General features: G+C 41.4%; 19 protein-coding genes and 1 pseudogene. 7 read left to right on the top strand and 13 right to left on the bottom strand.

Annotated elements, in window-relative coordinates; genetic code table 11:
- Nucleotides 1–379: 379 nt before the first annotated feature.
- Genes GVT53_RS16975 through GVT53_RS16965 form a run of 3 tightly spaced genes read left to right on the top strand, consistent with a single transcriptional unit; the run spans nt 380 to nt 2167 of the window.
- Complete coding sequence (locus GVT53_RS16975; protein ID WP_166249678.1) at nt 380–973, top strand: hypothetical protein; 594 nt, start codon at nt 380–382, stop codon at nt 971–973.
- On the top strand, nt 970–1371 hold the full coding sequence (locus GVT53_RS16970; RefSeq protein WP_166249677.1) for a hypothetical protein: 402 nt from the start codon (nt 970–972) through the stop codon (nt 1369–1371). The genes GVT53_RS16975 and GVT53_RS16970 overlap by 4 nt, the downstream gene beginning before the upstream one ends.
- Nucleotides 1358–2167: an ImmA/IrrE family metallo-endopeptidase gene (locus GVT53_RS16965; protein WP_166249676.1), complete on the top strand. Its 810-nt coding sequence runs from the start codon at nt 1358–1360 to the stop codon at nt 2165–2167. Before GVT53_RS16970 ends, GVT53_RS16965 begins: the two co-directional genes overlap by 14 nt.
- Here the strand turns inward: GVT53_RS16965 and GVT53_RS21100 are convergent.
- The 5 genes and pseudogenes from GVT53_RS21100 to GVT53_RS16945 form a co-directional block, all read right to left on the bottom strand.
- A pseudogene (locus tag GVT53_RS21100) lies at nt 2118–2396 on the bottom strand (hypothetical protein); the annotation flags it as partial. The gene GVT53_RS16965 and the pseudogene GVT53_RS21100 overlap by 50 nt on opposite strands.
- Nucleotides 2397–2403: 7 nt before the next feature.
- On the bottom strand, nt 2404–2658 hold the full coding sequence (locus GVT53_RS16960) for a cupin domain-containing protein (protein ID WP_205791749.1): 255 nt from the start codon (nt 2656–2658) through the stop codon (nt 2404–2406).
- A gap of 188 nt (nt 2659–2846) precedes the next feature.
- Entirely contained in the window at nt 2847–4463 is a 1617-nt protein-coding gene (locus tag GVT53_RS16955; protein ID WP_240905071.1) for a type IV secretory system conjugative DNA transfer family protein, read from the bottom strand.
- 11 nt (nt 4464–4474) lie between these two features.
- A complete protein-coding gene (gene mobB / locus GVT53_RS16950; protein ID WP_166249674.1) occupies nt 4475–5500 on the bottom strand; it encodes a MobB family relaxase in 1026 nt (341 codons plus the stop codon).
- 5 nt (nt 5501–5505) lie between these two features.
- Nucleotides 5506–6090, bottom strand: coding sequence for a BfmA/BtgA family mobilization protein (locus tag GVT53_RS16945; protein WP_166249673.1), 585 nt, complete (start codon nt 6088–6090; stop codon nt 5506–5508).
- A 430-nt stretch (nt 6091–6520) separates the two neighbouring features.
- On the opposite strand from GVT53_RS16945, the gene GVT53_RS16940 reads away from it, so the two are divergent.
- Complete coding sequence (locus GVT53_RS16940; protein ID WP_166249672.1) at nt 6521–6736, top strand: STAS-like domain-containing protein; 216 nt, start codon at nt 6521–6523, stop codon at nt 6734–6736.
- Nucleotides 6737–6834: 98 nt separating this feature from the next.
- Here the strand turns inward: GVT53_RS16940 and GVT53_RS16935 are convergent, their stop codons facing one another.
- From GVT53_RS16935 to GVT53_RS16920, 4 genes are all read right to left on the bottom strand, one after another.
- Nucleotides 6835–7284 carry a JAB domain-containing protein gene (locus GVT53_RS16935; protein WP_166249671.1) on the bottom strand — a complete coding sequence of 150 codons (450 nt, stop codon included), beginning with the start codon at nt 7282–7284 and terminating at the stop codon, nt 6835–6837.
- Between the two features lie 76 nt (nt 7285–7360).
- Nucleotides 7361–7741, bottom strand: coding sequence for a DUF6876 family protein (locus tag GVT53_RS16930; RefSeq protein WP_166249670.1), 381 nt, complete (start codon nt 7739–7741; stop codon nt 7361–7363).
- A 66-nt stretch (nt 7742–7807) separates the two neighbouring features.
- On the bottom strand, nt 7808–8218 hold the full coding sequence (locus GVT53_RS16925; protein ID WP_166249669.1) for a single-stranded DNA-binding protein: 411 nt from the start codon (nt 8216–8218) through the stop codon (nt 7808–7810).
- A complete protein-coding gene (locus GVT53_RS16920) occupies nt 8215–8409 on the bottom strand; it encodes a hypothetical protein (RefSeq protein WP_166249668.1) in 195 nt (64 codons plus the stop codon). The genes GVT53_RS16925 and GVT53_RS16920 overlap by 4 nt, the downstream gene beginning before the upstream one ends.
- 356 nt (nt 8410–8765) lie before the next feature.
- Between GVT53_RS16920 and GVT53_RS16915 the strand changes: the two genes are divergently transcribed.
- From GVT53_RS16915 to GVT53_RS16905, 3 genes are all read left to right on the top strand, one after another.
- A complete protein-coding gene (locus GVT53_RS16915; RefSeq protein WP_166249667.1) occupies nt 8766–9659 on the top strand; it encodes a hypothetical protein in 894 nt (297 codons plus the stop codon).
- Between the two features lies 1 nt (nt 9660).
- The gene (locus GVT53_RS16910; RefSeq protein ID WP_166249666.1) at nt 9661–10809 is read left to right on the top strand and encodes a putative phage abortive infection protein; all 1149 of its coding nucleotides are present in this window, start codon (nt 9661–9663) and stop codon (nt 10807–10809) included.
- Nucleotides 10810–10981: 172 nt separating this feature from the next.
- Nucleotides 10982–11671 carry a hypothetical protein gene (locus tag GVT53_RS16905; protein WP_166249665.1) on the top strand — a complete coding sequence of 230 codons (690 nt, stop codon included), beginning with the start codon at nt 10982–10984 and terminating at the stop codon, nt 11669–11671.
- 94 nt (nt 11672–11765) lie between these two features.
- On the opposite strand, the gene GVT53_RS16900 is transcribed toward GVT53_RS16905, so the two are convergent.
- The 4 genes from GVT53_RS16900 to GVT53_RS16885 all read right to left on the bottom strand — a co-directional run bounded on the left by GVT53_RS16900 (nt 11766) and on the right by GVT53_RS16885 (nt 15311).
- Nucleotides 11766–12122: a hypothetical protein gene (locus GVT53_RS16900; protein WP_166249664.1), complete on the bottom strand. Its 357-nt coding sequence runs from the start codon at nt 12120–12122 to the stop codon at nt 11766–11768.
- 103 nt (nt 12123–12225) lie between these two features.
- Nucleotides 12226–12762, bottom strand: coding sequence for a hypothetical protein (locus GVT53_RS16895; protein WP_166249663.1), 537 nt, complete (start codon nt 12760–12762; stop codon nt 12226–12228).
- Nucleotides 12759–14291 (bottom strand): patatin-like phospholipase family protein, encoded by a 1533-nt coding sequence (locus GVT53_RS16890; protein ID WP_166249662.1) that lies wholly within the window; start codon nt 14289–14291, stop codon nt 12759–12761. Before GVT53_RS16890 ends, GVT53_RS16895 begins: the two co-directional genes overlap by 4 nt.
- Before the next feature lie 357 nt (nt 14292–14648).
- A complete protein-coding gene (locus tag GVT53_RS16885) occupies nt 14649–15311 on the bottom strand; it encodes a response regulator (RefSeq protein WP_166249661.1) in 663 nt (220 codons plus the stop codon).
- Nucleotides 15312–15644: the final 333 nt, after the last annotated feature.

The following is a 15644-nucleotide window of genomic DNA, read 5'->3' as shown; positions in this document are numbered from 1 at the left end:
CCACCATAATCATCTCGCCTAATTACTTTGTTCTAGCATCGAGGCTATGCCACTAATAACAACAAGGGCCGCTATACCAAAGACGATGGTTTTGGCCACATCCCCACGTACATTGACGCAATTGCCTTTATGACATACACTTAGTTCTCCTGTAGAGAAATTAATACTATTCATAAAAATGAAATTTAAGTTTAAACAATCTCCATTCAGAGCTGTGGAGTTCCGCTCTCTTTTTATGACTTTTTCTTAAAGACCTTTATAGCTCATATTTTTTATATTGTGCCTTCAATCATAATATGCTTGTTTCTTTAACTTTTTTGCCACATGATGGAAAATTTTTTAAATCCGCAAGCATATTCTTAGTAGAACATCAATTGATATGGATAAATCGAGCAAAGAGGTGGCCGATGTATTTAGCAGTTATACCATTGACCAATTAAACGACCTCATTTTAAGAATGAGAGCCTTTGCCAAGCAAAGACTTGGTGATTATAATGACAATCACGAAGGGCAACAAAAGTTGGATTTTGTTTTCAACGTTTTCCAAAAAGCACTTACCGATATAAGGAATTGGGATAAGGACAAATGTGATTTTGAGAACTTTCTTTTTGGGGTTCTAAAAAGCGAAATAAGTGCGTATCACGAAAAAGCAAAAAGACGAAAGCCACCGGAAGAAGAAGATGAAAACGACGAATCCTATATTCTCGATATACCAGTATACTCAGAGGAAGTTGGCTTCGACGACCTATCATTTGATGAAGTTGACAACAAAAAACTAAAAGAAAACTATGTTACGTTACTTAAAGACTCGGGAGCATCTGACTTGGAGATGCTAATATTTGAATGTTGGTGTGAAAATATCTACAAACCGAACGAGATTTCGGCTTTCTTGGAAGTGGATATCACCGAGGTTTACAATGCCGTTAAAAGGCTTGAGAGAAGAAAAGGCAAACTTAACAGTCAAGTAAAATGAGCAACTTAAAAAACAAAATTGATAAGGGAATTACAGAGTTTTATTTGAATTCCGATATTGAATTGATAAAAAAGTCCTTAGAGGAAGATGGTGTAGATGTCGCCAAGGAAAGTACGGAAATATCCAATTTTTTGAAGCGATTGAAGTTTACCCAAACCGCAGTGGCAACTCAGGAAAATGACCAAGCATTGATTGAGAGGATAGTTGAAAAATTTCAAGATGCAATCAATAAGAATATAGAGAAGCCTATTGCCACCCTTATAAGTTTAGTAGAAACAAAACAAATGTCTGTACAATTTAGAAACTTGGATAAGTTAACCCCGGATGAAATAAAAGAAATTATCAAAGGAAAAAATCTGGTTGACCTGATGGACGAATTGGACAATGAAGAATCATAGATATAATAAAGGCTCTGCAGCAGCAAAAAACCTACTTGAGGAATATGGCTTTGAAAGTCTTTTGGACTTTTCCCTAGAATTGTTTGCAAGTGGTCTTGGAGCAACCGTTATCGAAAAGCCTTTGGTAAACTCTGATGGACGAATCATATTTGGAAAAAAACACACTATAATTGAAATAAACCAAGATATTGAATTTGAACAAAAAAAACGTTTCACATTAGCCCACGAAATTGGACATTTTGTGCTTCATAAAGGTATTGATATTCATAACGATACTGAAGCAACTACATCGTGGTTCAATAATAAGGAAAAACAGGCAAAAAATGGTCGTGTTGAATATGAGGCTAACCAATTCGCTTCCGAATTGCTGATGCCAAGTACACTATTTTATGAAAAACAAAAGGGTAAAAAATTTTCCCCTCAATTACTAAGGGATTTGGCTGTTTTTTTCAAGACGAGTATTACATCAATAGCTTTTAAATATTTTGAATTGGGAGACCACCCAATTTGTCTTTTTCACTCACATAACAAAACTGTAAGTTACTGGAAATGGCCAGATGGTTACCCACATTTCATCATTGATAGAACAAAACTTGAACCACCCGAAGATTCGGTGGCGATGGAATTTTTTGAAAAAGGAAAAATATATGCCAAGCACCAGGCTAAGCAGCAAATTTGGAAATCTACCTGGTTCGATTTAAAGCACTGGGAAGATGATAATGATTTCAATTTTTTTGAGTACTGTATTATTTCAAGTTCTCACAATTCAGTTCTGAGTGTTGTATGGGAAGAGTAAAGTAAATGACTTTTTTATCCCCAGACTCCTTATTAAAAGCCACCAAATTAAACAGCCTCCCCGTCCGTGAGCGTACCCGATTGCCATACCGTTCTTCCAATTCCTGGGCATTAAGGTTGATGGTTGCGTGGGTCTGGATGTTGTGGTTCAAGAACTGTTCGTAATTGGACAACAATATCTCGCCCAAGACACTGCAGTCTTTTCCAAAATGTCTGCTTGTGGTTTTTATTTGAACTTTATTCAATCTCTATTCTATCCCCTCGAGAAGTAGGCTCTGAAATTACAAGAAATTCCAAATCCACTTTTCCTTCATTTCGTATTTGATGTACATTTTTGGGTTCAATATGAATCCCTTCGCGTTCCACAACCCTTACCAATCCATTTTTCAACTCAAATATCGCTTCACCTTTCAAAATGTAAAAAAATTGCTGGGCCTTTGAATGATAGTGCTTTACCTCATTTGTGTTTGGGGGCATTACCTCCTCAATCATACTCAGTCTATTACTTTTCAATAAATGCCATCCATTACAATTAGTCCCCCATTTGTAATGCTCAGAATTTTCCAAGTGTTTCTTCATATTTTAAATGAAAGTTCAATAAAATGGTCAGTTAAGAAAACCATATATTATTTGAAAATTTTGTCAAAGTTGTTTTAACAACAAAATAAGTCCGAAAAGACTCATTGTTTTTGAAACAACCTCTTCACCTCCAAATGTATCCTTTGAAAGTTTGCAGCTATTTCAGGGCTATTGAACGCAAATCTAGGCTCAGGCAATTCCCTTTTAACCTTGGGTACCGGAAACCGTACCTTCCTGTCCTTCCCGTCCGAAAAAGCGATAAACTCCCCTTGCCGTAGCCGGAAAAACTCCTCCGACCGTACCTTGCCCACTTCCCGTTCGATATTGGTAATCCGGGTATCGGACGCCATAAAATCCGCTTTCTTGCTCACACTGCGAATGGGCTTTTTGACCAGTTCAAAAAAACGTTCGTAATAGTAGGCGGTATCGGGATCATTCGCCTTCCCAAAGAACTGATAGGACAAATTGGAGAGAATGGCGCGACTGGCCTTGTCCCCGTACATCATGTCGTTCTGTGCCTTGTCCTGCATCACATATACGGTGGTAATGTCATAGCTACGGAGGGTGGCCGGGATACGGTGCATATTGAGCAAGCGAATGGTCGGGGCCTCTTCCATCAATACAAACGAATGCCGTTGCCCACGTAGGCTCATCTGTTTGGTCACGGTATGGAGGATAGTGGCAATGATGGGGGAGTACGCGGTTTCAAATTTGGGATGGTTGACGATAGATAGGACGGAAGGATTTTTTGGGTTATTGATATCCAGGTCCACTTCATCCGCGGAGAGTGCCATAAAGATGCGTTGGGTGCTGATCTTTTTCAGTGCATTGGCGAGTGTGGAAAGTACCCCGGCGGTCTGCCGTTCAGAGGCCCTGCCTGCGATAAAGGCATCGGCCATCGCCTTGGCCACCAGATCTTGGCTTAGCCATTGGATGAGATGCTCTGGCTCCAATAGTTGGTATACTGCGATAAGGTGGGGCAAGGTACAGTATTTGGGATGATGAGTGCGAAGCATCCAGATCAATCCTCCTAACAATCCCTCGACGGCATCGTTAAAGAACTTGGAGGAACCTTGGGCAACCGATTCCCGTTGTTCAAGAAGGTTTTCCAGTAGGACCCGGGAGACCTCGTTCACACTTTCCTCATCGGGCAGGTAACGGGGCGCAATGGGATTGACCCGTTTATGGATGGTATCAAAGGACACGATATGAAAAGGAATGCCTTGGTCTTTGAACAACGGATAGGCCAATTCGGTAATCTCAAAATGTTTGTAGTCATGAATCACCCCACAGAACCTGTGTTTCTGAAAATGCTGCAACAAGGCATAGACCACGGATTCCGTTTTCCCGCTTCCTGCAGAACCAATAATGGAAATCCCCCGCCGAATGTTTTTAAGGGTCAGGGTACCACTGCGGAGGGGTAGCCGAGCTTTGTATTTCGGGGGAATGACATTTTCCTCTTCCTGTATATGAAGTACCAATCCAATTAGCATGTTAAGGAATACCGAAGGCAGTAGGACATATAACAATAATGGGGGTATTATTTTCCAACCTAAGAAGAAGACAAACAGGACACTTTCCAACAGAAACAATCCCAGTACTATCAGCACACCCCATCGATGGACATATTGAAAGAGCAGCATACCCAATCCCAATGGAAGGAAAAGGAGCCACCAATGGCTGGTAAAAAAGGGTTCAAGATGGTCAAGGAATTCCATTGACATAGCGGTTAGATTTCAATGGAACTGGCCTTTCGGGCGAGGGCTGCGGCCTTTTGCAATTGGGCCAAGGTCTTTCGGGCCACGGCCACCTTACTGGTCGGAATGTTGGGCAGCGGTACTTTGGCCCCGGTCTTGGACAATAGTTTTAGTGCCACGGCTCTTTTGGAGGCGGGCAGTCCCAAGATTTTGGAGAAGTAGGTCTTGGGGTCTTTGTCCAAGGTCTTCCGTGCATTGTAGGACTCCACATAGTTCCGGTTGTATTTGAACATCCGGTCAAAGGTCTTTTCGGCCTTTTCGAAAAACTCATCCCTTCGGAATCCCCGTTTCACGGTTTGTCCATGGAGCTTGGCCTCCGATTCCCGATAACTACTCCCAGGGGAGAGACTGTAGGTGTTGGTCACATCCTTCCGGCTCATCACGATATGCACATGGGTTTGGGAACCTGGTTTTTGCATGCCTTCCTCGATGGGTTTTCCATTCAATTTATGGGGCATTTGTTTATAGAGCCGGTTGATATCCCGTTGGATGTGTTTGGGGTTCGCTTGGAGGGCCCCACGGTTGACCTTGGCCAGGTAGTTTTGGAGCTTGGCAATCTGTGCGCGATAGGGGCGGTTTTCCCGGATTTCCCGATCTCGTCCGGAATAGGTGCGTTCTCTTTCAATCTTTGCAAAATATTTTAACTGCTCCACTTGTACAGGCTCCTTCCGGTAAAAGGAAGCCGCATAATCCTTCATCACCTCCCGGACATAGGCCTTGAGCTTTTCGGGGTCGTTTTGGATGGCGGCCAGTTCCCGCTGACTGGGATTAATGGTCAGGGAGTAGAACTTGGGTTCGTTTTGTTTGAGGCGGTCCGTATTGGCATCGATTTCCTGGACCACGGTCTTGGGATCGATATGGTCTTGTTGCTGGTTAAAAAAGGGTTCCTGCTGTTCGGGAGCGAGTGCCTTGTTTTCCTTCTCCAGATAGTCTACAAAGTCTGCTGAGCTTTGGGAAAAGGTTTCGCCGAGATGTTGTCGTGTGATGGTGATATACATAACTATTAAATTTTAAAGTGTTCTTGAACGGCTTTCCATTCGGAAAGGGTCATATCCAATTGGAGTCGGGGTGCAACGAGTGCCGGGCGGATGATCTTGACCCGGTCCAGGAGTTGTTCCTGTATCTGTGTTTTGAGTTGGGCCAGTTCCTGTTCCAGAAGCTGTCGTTGTTTGCGTTCCTCGAGCAGGGCAAACTCAGTATCAAGGTCCATGCCTTGGATCTCGGGAATGACCAATTCGGCTCTAGGGATATTGCCAGACTTTTGAGACGAGGAGGTTGGCCCTCCTTCAAAAAGCAGTTCCATCATGGCCTTGGTGGGCATGATACCATGCTTTTCGAGGTCTTTGATAATGGCGATGGTGGCATTGTTGCGTTTAGCGGTAAAGTCGCGGAACTTTTGGAGGAAGTCCATGATTAGGCCCATGCGCTTGCCGAGATTTTCGTGGGGGGAGATTTCATTGTACTTGAAGAAATCGAGCATCCCGGCCAAGGCCAGGGTATGGGTCTTGTAGTACATGCGCGAGAAGGACTGGAACCGTCTGGCGGTATCCTTTTTGAAGCGTATGTTGCTAAAACTTTCAGTTCCCATAGTAGTTTTTGATTTGGATTTGCCGCAAATCCATGCCTGTTTACAGGGGTTTCGGGGGCAATTGCCGCAAATTGAGGCCTCCCAAGCCTTTTGTTTAATTACCTTTTCAATAATAAACCGCTGTTTTACAGCGGGTTATTTGAAAATCAATTCATGCAACACCGGCTGGCCGTGTTGCCCTCTTGCTCTTCCTTATTGTGCGCAGCACAAAAATCATCGCCCATTTAAGGTATTTTGGAAGTGCCATTGAACGAAAGCATTCCAAAACTTTAAGATTTACCGATACCATGAATTATGGGGTTTGCAACAATTGTTTGGGAGGGCTGGATATCTTTCAATGCTTTTGTAGCTTTATGCTGTGTAAAAGACAGAACGGAACACAAAGAGAATCCGGTTTTCAGAAATCGGTTCCAGTTTTGGCACTAGGGATTTGGCGGCCAGACTGCGTGACGATGTTATGCTGGACATTGACGAAATTGATAGGATCATTTTCGATTTTGAAGGCGTCAACGTAATCACCAATTCATTTGCCAATGAATACTTTGGTAAAATGATCGAGCGGATTTCGGTTGAGAAATTCAGAAATAAGTTTGCTTTCATCAACGACAATGATTTTATCCAAAGGGTGCTGATATCCTCGTTTTGATGGTTAGGTAAACCCCTTTAAAAGGTATAGCCACCCCCAGGGGTGGCTTTTTTGTTTACTGGATTCGATTCTCTGTGACTGAAGAAAATGTGTTCAACTCAAAGGAGCCCGTTGTCCGCAAAACTAAAGTACTTCCCATGGGGCACGATGATGAGGTGGTCGAGCACTTTGATGTCAAAGAGGCGGGCAGCTTGACGGATTTTCTGTGTCAACTCCTTATCCGTTTGGCTCGGTTTAAGGTTGCCCGAGGGATGGTTATGGGCAAGGATGATGGCCACGCTCAAGGTCTTGAGCACCACGGCAAAGAGGATGCGCAGATCTACAATGGTGCCAGTAATGCCCCCATCGGAGACTTGATAGGTGCCCTTGACCCGATTGGAATTATTGAGCAAAAGGATTTTAAAGGATTCTTTGAGCGCAAGGGTATTGGAATCCCAATTGTTGTGCAGTACTTTGGACACATCCCGGGATGAGGTCAACTGTGGACTATTGGCAACGCCCACATGTTCGCGATAACTTATTTTTATTTCATTAACTTTCGTTGTCATTTTTCTAAAATTTAAGGGTTTGGAAAAGTGATAGAGGGGATGTACTAGGGGTTATTGGCGCATCCCCTCGACCATTTTAATATTCAGAGGGCAATAGGAGGGTATTGTCCACAAAAAAGAGGCAGAGCTGTTCCAAAGGAAAATCCGTGGTATGGTACCGCTGTTCGGTGAACACGGTTCCGTTTCCATCACTATAGGCGATTACGGCATCGTAACCATGGGTTTCCGCTTCCGCTTTGGAATAGCGTTTAAAATCGATGGTGATAAATCGGCTTTTGGACATGAGGCTCTTGCCCATGACGGAGGCGTCTGTCAGGAGCCAAAAGGCGTTCGCGGTCTGTGCGAGGAATTGGATGCCCTCGGTATAGCGTGTTCGGCATAGGGGCAGGGTGAAGATCTGCTGCGAGCCACAAAATTGGCTGAGCTGTTCTTGTAGTTTTTGGATGTTCGTTTCCATAGTAGAGGTATTATCATTAAACAAAAGAGAAAAGAAGGGATGTCCGTGAAGGACACCCCTTTGGGGCTAGGCATCCTTTTGGGCGGATGTCCTTTTGGAGCTACTTGGCTTTTCGTTGCTGGCTTTGGCCGTGTCGGTGATCGGCTTGGAGCCCATCAAGAGGACTTCATCGGCCACGACCTCGGTCACATAGCGTTGGTTCCCGTCCTCGGTGGTATAGGTACGGGTCTTGATCTTGCCACGAACACCTATCTCACTGCCCTTAGCGGTGTACTTTTCAAGGATATCGGCCGTCTTGCCCCAGGCTACGACCTGGTGCCAGTCGGTGTTCTGTACCTTTTCCCCTTTGGCGTTGGTGTAGTACTCATTGGTGGCCATGGGAAAATTGGCCACTTTACGATCTCCATCGAGGAGGGTGATTTTGGGGTCTTCCCCTACATTTCCGATTAACTGTACATGATTTCTGAAATTGCTCATGATTGAAAGGATTTATGCCCAAAATGGGCGGTTAGAAAATAATTGAACTCATCTTTGAGGAACGGAACCACCTCCCCAGCACCCACAGCACAAAGGCCGAAGGCAACTGATTTACTTATGGTATCCGGAGCGTCTTCCTTTTTTTGATTCTTTTGTGCTGCTTCCGATAAATGGGATGTGTACGATTCCATGGTATGAGGTTTTTGATTTACTTCCAGTAGTGCCATCGCTGTCACCTTTTTTTTGATGCTGAACCAGGAACAACAGGCCTGCTTGTGCAAGCCGTATAAAAAAGAAACCCCACCGAAGTGGGGTCTGGCTTTATGCCGGCCACAAGAAGGGATGTTGTTGTTTTGCCCACAAAAAAAGAAGGGCGGTGAGCTCACATAGGAAACCCAAAACGAAACAAGGGAAGTTCACAGTCCCATGGAAGCAGCACAAAGCATAAAGGGAAATACCTTACAGACTATGAATCACAATTATACGTATGGAGACCCAATGGTCATATGGAGGATTATTGGTAATTTTCTGGTTAAAACCATTTTCCATGTTGAGTTCAGAGTATTTCTACAATTATTTCCAATTGAACCATTTCGACTACAAGCAGGAAGCCAACCGTCATTTATTGGAAATGGACGACAAGACTTTTGAAGCGACCTATAAAGGCATTATCGATTTAAACCGTATGGATTATGACCGGACCATCAAGATGGATATCCGTTTTACCTTTCTATTGGCGGTCGAAACACTTTTTGAGTTCATTTTCGCCCTATTGCCTGAGGAGGATGGGTCATTAAATGACAAGAAAATACTGCAAAGATTAGCGGAAAAGAAACATTACAACGCGGAAATCAGAAAATTTGCCAAAGAAGAACCCAATCGATTGGACGAGAACCTCAAAAAGAATTTTTACTATAAGTTGAATGGCAAGCTAAGGAGTAAGCCCTTGATTCAACAGCTGTTCTATGCGGGTGTAGAACAAGAAAGAGTTGAGCAGGACCTCAAAAAATGCACGGATGTCATATACCGGTCCCTTCGCGTGTTGGCCAAGGAAGTGGCCAACCGAACAGAATTGAACAGCTATAAGCATGGGTTCAAGGCCATTCCTTATTTTCGAACCTTTGAGTTTCAAGACCCAGAGACCAAGAAAAACTTGATTGAATTGGATTTGAGGGATTCCGTGAGCAATTTTGTATTTGATGAGAAAAAGAACACTTCACGTATCGAGACCCATACGCTGGATCACAAGCGGGATATTTTGCTTACCGGCTGGACCTCACATTTGATAGCAAATATGGTACAGACCCGAAAGTCCTTATATGAAAGTGGTAAAGGGATTGCTGTAAAACTCATGTTCTTTGATGAAAAGGAATGGGAACGGGCCCAGAAAGCTAACGTTAAGGGACAACATTTTGTCATAAACTTTGACCATAAACCTTGATATGAGCGCAAAGAAAGACCACGTCGAACAAAAAGCAGGAAAAGAGTTTAAATTGGGCAGGACTTCAAAGGTATTGATGGTCCTGGCCGCCCTACTCTTGGTGTTTTCCTTTATAGCACCTTGGCTGCTTACAAGGTATTCCCTAATGGATATGGCACCGTATGGGACCATAGGCGATACATTAGGAGGGATTATGAATCCTTTTATAGCAGCGGCAGGGGTCATCTCCACGTTTTTGGCATTCTACATGCAGGTACGTGCCAATAAATTGCAGCGTGAACTTTTCGAGGAACAGATCATTGAGGAAAGGAACCGCTTTAAATTAGATCTGGGAGAACAACAAAAACAATTCAAGCAAACTGCCTTTGAGCAACGATTTTACGAGATGTTGCGATTGCACAAGGAGAACATTGATGAAATGTCCTATGTGGTAAGACCCGTTAACAAAGAATCCAAAGAGGTCTATGGAAGAAAAGTATTTGTGGAGTTCCTAAAGGAAGTTGAAACCATATATGCCATTGTCAAACACTATTTTCCAATGGAGGACAAAGCATTCCATATCGATTTGGCCTATAGCTACTTTTTTCAAGGAATTGGTGTGCAAGATTTGAGGTATGCCCAAAAAAGCTCCAAAGACCCTTACGACAAAGCGAGGAAAGGAATCATGCAAATTAATTTGATACACAAAAACAGGGGTGGTGCCGCACCCGGATTGAATGGAATAGCACACCACACCGGAAACCGAATCAAAAAATTACCACATTGTTGGCTAGGTTATGGTCATAGCAGCCAACTTGGGCACTACTATCGGCATTTGTACCAAACGGTAAAGTTCGTGGCAAAAGAACCAGAGGAATTTATTTCCTACGAAGAAAAGCGCAGCTATCTCAGAACATTAAGGGCGCAACTTTCCAACGAGGAGCAGGCTATGTTGTTCTATAATTACAAATCAAAATATGGAAGTAAATGGGATAGCCCAGAAAATAAGTTTATTACCGATTACCGCATGATTCATAATTTGAACAATGGACTATTGATCTATGATTTTGATTTGAAGGAAGAGTTTGACCTGAAGAATAATCCGCAATACAGGAAGGAAATCGGAAGGGATGACGACCATCTTTTTGAATTTCAAGAGTATTGGGGCTAACCAGTCGATAAAGAGAAGACATATAGAGTTCTCCAATCCATGAATACAATCCTTAATTCTCATTTATCATGGAGACACCATAATAAGTAATCCGTAGGTTCGAACTTGTAATTATAAAGTAACTTAACTAAATTTAACATACCTCCCCCTATGTTTTAAATCAACCATAGGAATGAAAGATTTTGTACTTGAGATCATAATCTACATTGGATTGATTACCAGTACCATTTCGGCAATGGACTTTTTTGTTTCGCAAAGTTTTAAAAGAAGATTGAAAGATTATGCTGAATCCCTTTGGATATGGCTTGATTATAAAAAGGGCATCGACTTTTTTAAGATACCCCGAAAGTCGGAAAATCATCTACTGCTATCCGTTTCCTTGACCACTATAGTGCTTTATTTCAGCTCAATTATTGCTTCTCCCGAATCTGGGGCTCAATTAACTTTTATTTATTTTATTGCTATTATAACCAATATCCTTGCCTACTACACCATTAAACCTTTAAGAAGCTATTACAAAATAAATGTATCCTATGTTTTGGATACCGAGCATTTGTCAATTGCCGCAACAAGGGCTATAGGCTATAGTTTAAATCCGACATTTATTATTCCTTTTTTTGCACTCAAAATTTTTAATCTGGAGGTCATAATTTTACTGTTTGCGTATCCTATAATCATATTAGCGAATATGTGGTTGTGGTTGCTGGCTTATGCAAGTATAATTACCTTCTTGAAATTGATGATATTTCTTTCAAGTGCCATTGTCTACAAGATTGCTTCATATCCCAAAGGGCCTATGATTTTTATCTCGGGCTTTCTTTCTTCCATTGCAGCGATCTTGAAAATTTACACAAGCATATAGCTTCATAAAGCCACATGAAAGACTTTTTTAAATAAGATGATAACAGATAGCTCTGGATTGCTTTCCTTCAAAAAAGACCACTTTAATTAAACCATTACTGTTGACCAGGAAGTTTTATGGACTGTATCCAAGACTTATTAAGCTTTTCCATCTTATTGAATTGATTGAGGTCGTTTAACTTCTTATCAATTGCTATAGTGGTGGAATCAACTTTCTCGCTATTACACCCGATAATCTCATCTTTTAGGTCTACTATGGATAGCTCCAAAGTCGATATCAGACTATCCTTAAGCTTTCGCTCACGTTCAAACTGTTGTTCAATACTGTCCTGAATTCGCATGATTTCTTGGTACTCCTTTTTCTTGACACGCATTTCAAAACCGGGAAGCTTGATTTCTTCCGTATTTAGAATCATCCCCGCAACGGACTCTTTAAAGATTACAAGGCCCAAGACCAAAGCTATGGCCTATATCCTATATCAATGTTTTGTACGGAAAGGTTTTTGTGCTCATATTTTATATGATTTTATGGTTCTTTCTTGGCCACTGATTTATCTACATACGTTTAGAATTCATGGCTTTTTTTATAAAAAGACGATTGTAGGTTCTACCGGCAAAAACAATAAAATGATAGGCGGCAATGGCCAGGGCGGTTAATAGAAAAGGGATAAGCACAAACCATTTTAGCCTTACAATCCAATAAAAAACAGAGAAACATTTACCCTGGCAGTATGTCCCATCCAACAATCCCAGTATCATAAGGTTTTCGGTGATGTCAAACAAGGCGGGCAGTATACTTAATGAGTAATATCTAATGGAGATTCGTTGTTCAATGGAAAGGAAGAATATACGAATGGATGAGTAAAAAAGTAGGGTATAGCAAAGTATGAAGAAGAAATCAAAATAGGTGTTGGCCATTAAATTATCCGTTTCAAGCACTTGTGTTTGAAACGCCGTAAACGAATCGGAGAGCTGAATCCTGTAAATGTTGGGTACATTGATATTGGTATGCAAGAAAAAGACCAACATGCAGACCGAACATAGCAACAAGGCAACGTTCCAAAGAGATTGTTGAAAGTTTAAACTTCTCATAGTTTCATACTTTGGGTTTCTTTCAATTCTTCTTCCCTGATTTTGATATAGTCCGACCAATCAAACTTTTCCAATTGCTCTATGGCTGCGTCCACCCCTTTCATGAACAATTTCTTTTTGGTCGGTTGGTCCATCCAAAAATCCAACCAATTGAAGTCCTTGGTATCTACCGTGACCACACGTTTTTCTATTTCCCTACTGGTATTTATAAAGTCCTTGTCATAGAAATATCGAAAGGTTTTCAAATAGGAAATAACATAACTAAGGAGCGAAGATTTTTCGAGTGTTTTCTTTGTATTCTTATCCTCCCGCAATTTGCTCAAGAGCACACCAAAAGTCGGAAATCTGGGAAGTTTGCCATCCATCCTGTGAAATTCACGGATGGGAAAGTTGGATAGCATGCCCCCGTCCACAAACCGGGCCTCTTTTTCAATTGTGTTGTTAGGCTCATCTTGATAATAGTGTTGGGTACCGGGAACAAAAACCTCAAATATAAAAGGCAGGGACATCGAGGCCCTTAAATAGGCAGAAGGCATCACATTACTGGGGTTGTGCCAGTAATCCGGGGCCCGATCAGGGAATTTTACAATACGGTTGTGTGTTAGGTTGGAGGCAATAAGCACTAATCTAGGGGCATCATTTTTTGTTCTTTGATGGAAATCAATTTCCGCCATTCGAGACATGAGTCCGTCGGTTCTGAATATATCCAATAAATGGAGCAATCCATTGCACCACTTAAAAAAGACTTCACCCTTGTTCAATCCAAACCGTTTGCCCAAGATCCGAATGAAAAACACATAGAAAAGGATGCCAACGGCCAATACGTTCAAGGTACCCAGAAAAAAATCATAGGTCCTAAGCTCAAATCCCGTGAACCCGTTGGAAGAGCGATACACGAGACCAAAAAGGCTATAAATAAAAATCAGTAGGAAACCAATTACAGCAGATATCAAACCGAAAGCGCTCAAATAGGAAACTCCTCCAAAGTTTTTGAACAACATGCGTTGGAGTTTGCCTACAACACCTTCTCGCTCCATGAAAGAGCTAAAGTCCGTATTAATGATAATGTGGGTCAATATCTCCGACTTGGTTCCCTCACGCTCATTATCTTTAAAGAATATGGATTTTTGGGTGTACACCTTATTTGAAATAGCAGCCAAAAAAGTAGCATTGATAGCCCCGGCACTTGTTCCGCCATAACTATAAAACCGGATACCGACCTTCTCCAAAATATATGTATACCCCAATAGGGCAATGCCGTACATTCCCCCACCCTGCTGCACTAGGTCCGCCATAGGCCTTTTGAGCACCCTACCATTGATGTGTTCCAAGGCATAGGCCTTGGAAATATAACTGGGATGGATTTCCCCATTGTCCTGTAGTTTTTTGGAAAGAACACTATTACCACTATTGACAACAGCCTCAAGTTTTAAATCCGCTTCCTTCAAAAAATCATGGGTGCTTTCAATACTGCCCGTCTTGATTAATTTTTCTTGTGCGGCCTTTGCAATAAAATGAGCTACATCCATAATGCTAGTTTATGATACATAACAAAACCCAATATTATTGAGCAGGCATTGTTTGTCCTCTACTTTTATAACAGTTTAGTATTCATTAGGAGTAAGATTCATGAAAACTGTACAGTTGAAGAGCAAAGAGAATAATTATTAAACCTTCACAAACACCTAGTAATACAACTTTTATATTTATGTTGACCCTGCTCTACGCTTCAGTTACAAGTTAGTACAGCTTGGATTAAAATGACAATCTTAACTGAAAATTGATGGTTTCACCTTCACCTTCATAGTGTTTGAGTATCTATTCAAAAGGAATGAATTAAAGTAACGGACAACAAGGTTAATTGACTGAATGAAAGTGCCTAAGGATTAGATGAACCCTTTTTCCTTTGCCTTTTTGATTAGTGATTTATCTCCTTCTTTGACATCAAAAAGTTGTTTTAACCTTCTTTTTCTGCGTTCAATGGTCGGAAGGGAAAGCGGGACAAAATGTGGAAGGTTTTTCATTTTCTCGCCCAATGAAAGGTGGTAGAGTATTTTTCGGTCAAAACTATCCAGTGTTATTTGGTTTGAAACCTGCTTTCGTACTAAATTGTTGACCACTTCACAATAATAACAATTCCCCATTAATACAGTAGCAACGGAATCTTGTAAGGTTTTCGGTGTCAGTTTACTCTTGATGCTAAACCCATTAGGGTTGATGCTTTTCAAAATACTATTGATACGGTAGTTGTCGCTCAACATGGTCAGGATGATGATTTTGGTATCCGGAAAATCCTTTCTCAACAAAATCCCAAGATCTTCACCATCCAATATGCGATGGTTTTTAGCAGGAGGAAGATTGATATCCAAAAAAACCAAATGATAGGGCTTGCTTTTTGAGCTTGTAATTTTATCATAGGCCGCATCACAATTAAACGCCGTATCTATGATACTTATTTTTTCGGCCATTGTTTGTTCAAGTATCATCTGATAGCCCCTTACCGTCATCGGATGATCATCCACCATTAAAATCCTTAATTCCTGTCGCATAACAATATGTTCAAATGCTTGTTGTTTGGTTAACAGATGTTTAGATAGGTTGATACTATGGTTTGGTTCTATAGTTATATTTTATAAGGGGGAAGTTATTTGGTCTAAATAAACTAATAATTAACAATAATGGGATTAAGGAGCTGTTAAAAATTATCCTACATCAGAGATTGATGGAAAAACCATCATAAACGGATACTTAGTTTTAAGGGACCAATGGATAGAACTAAGAATAAAAAGTCAAAAAGACATTAAAAAAAGATGGTTTTACCATCAAATCGATGAAGTCATATCCTTTTTCAATAGGTACGCAGCTAATTTAACATTTGTCAT

The organism is Flagellimonas oceani, from assembly GCF_011068285.1.
GTDB lineage: Bacteria > Bacteroidota > Bacteroidia > Flavobacteriales > Flavobacteriaceae > Flagellimonas > Flagellimonas oceani.
This window is presented reverse-complemented; position numbering and strand designations above follow the sequence as displayed.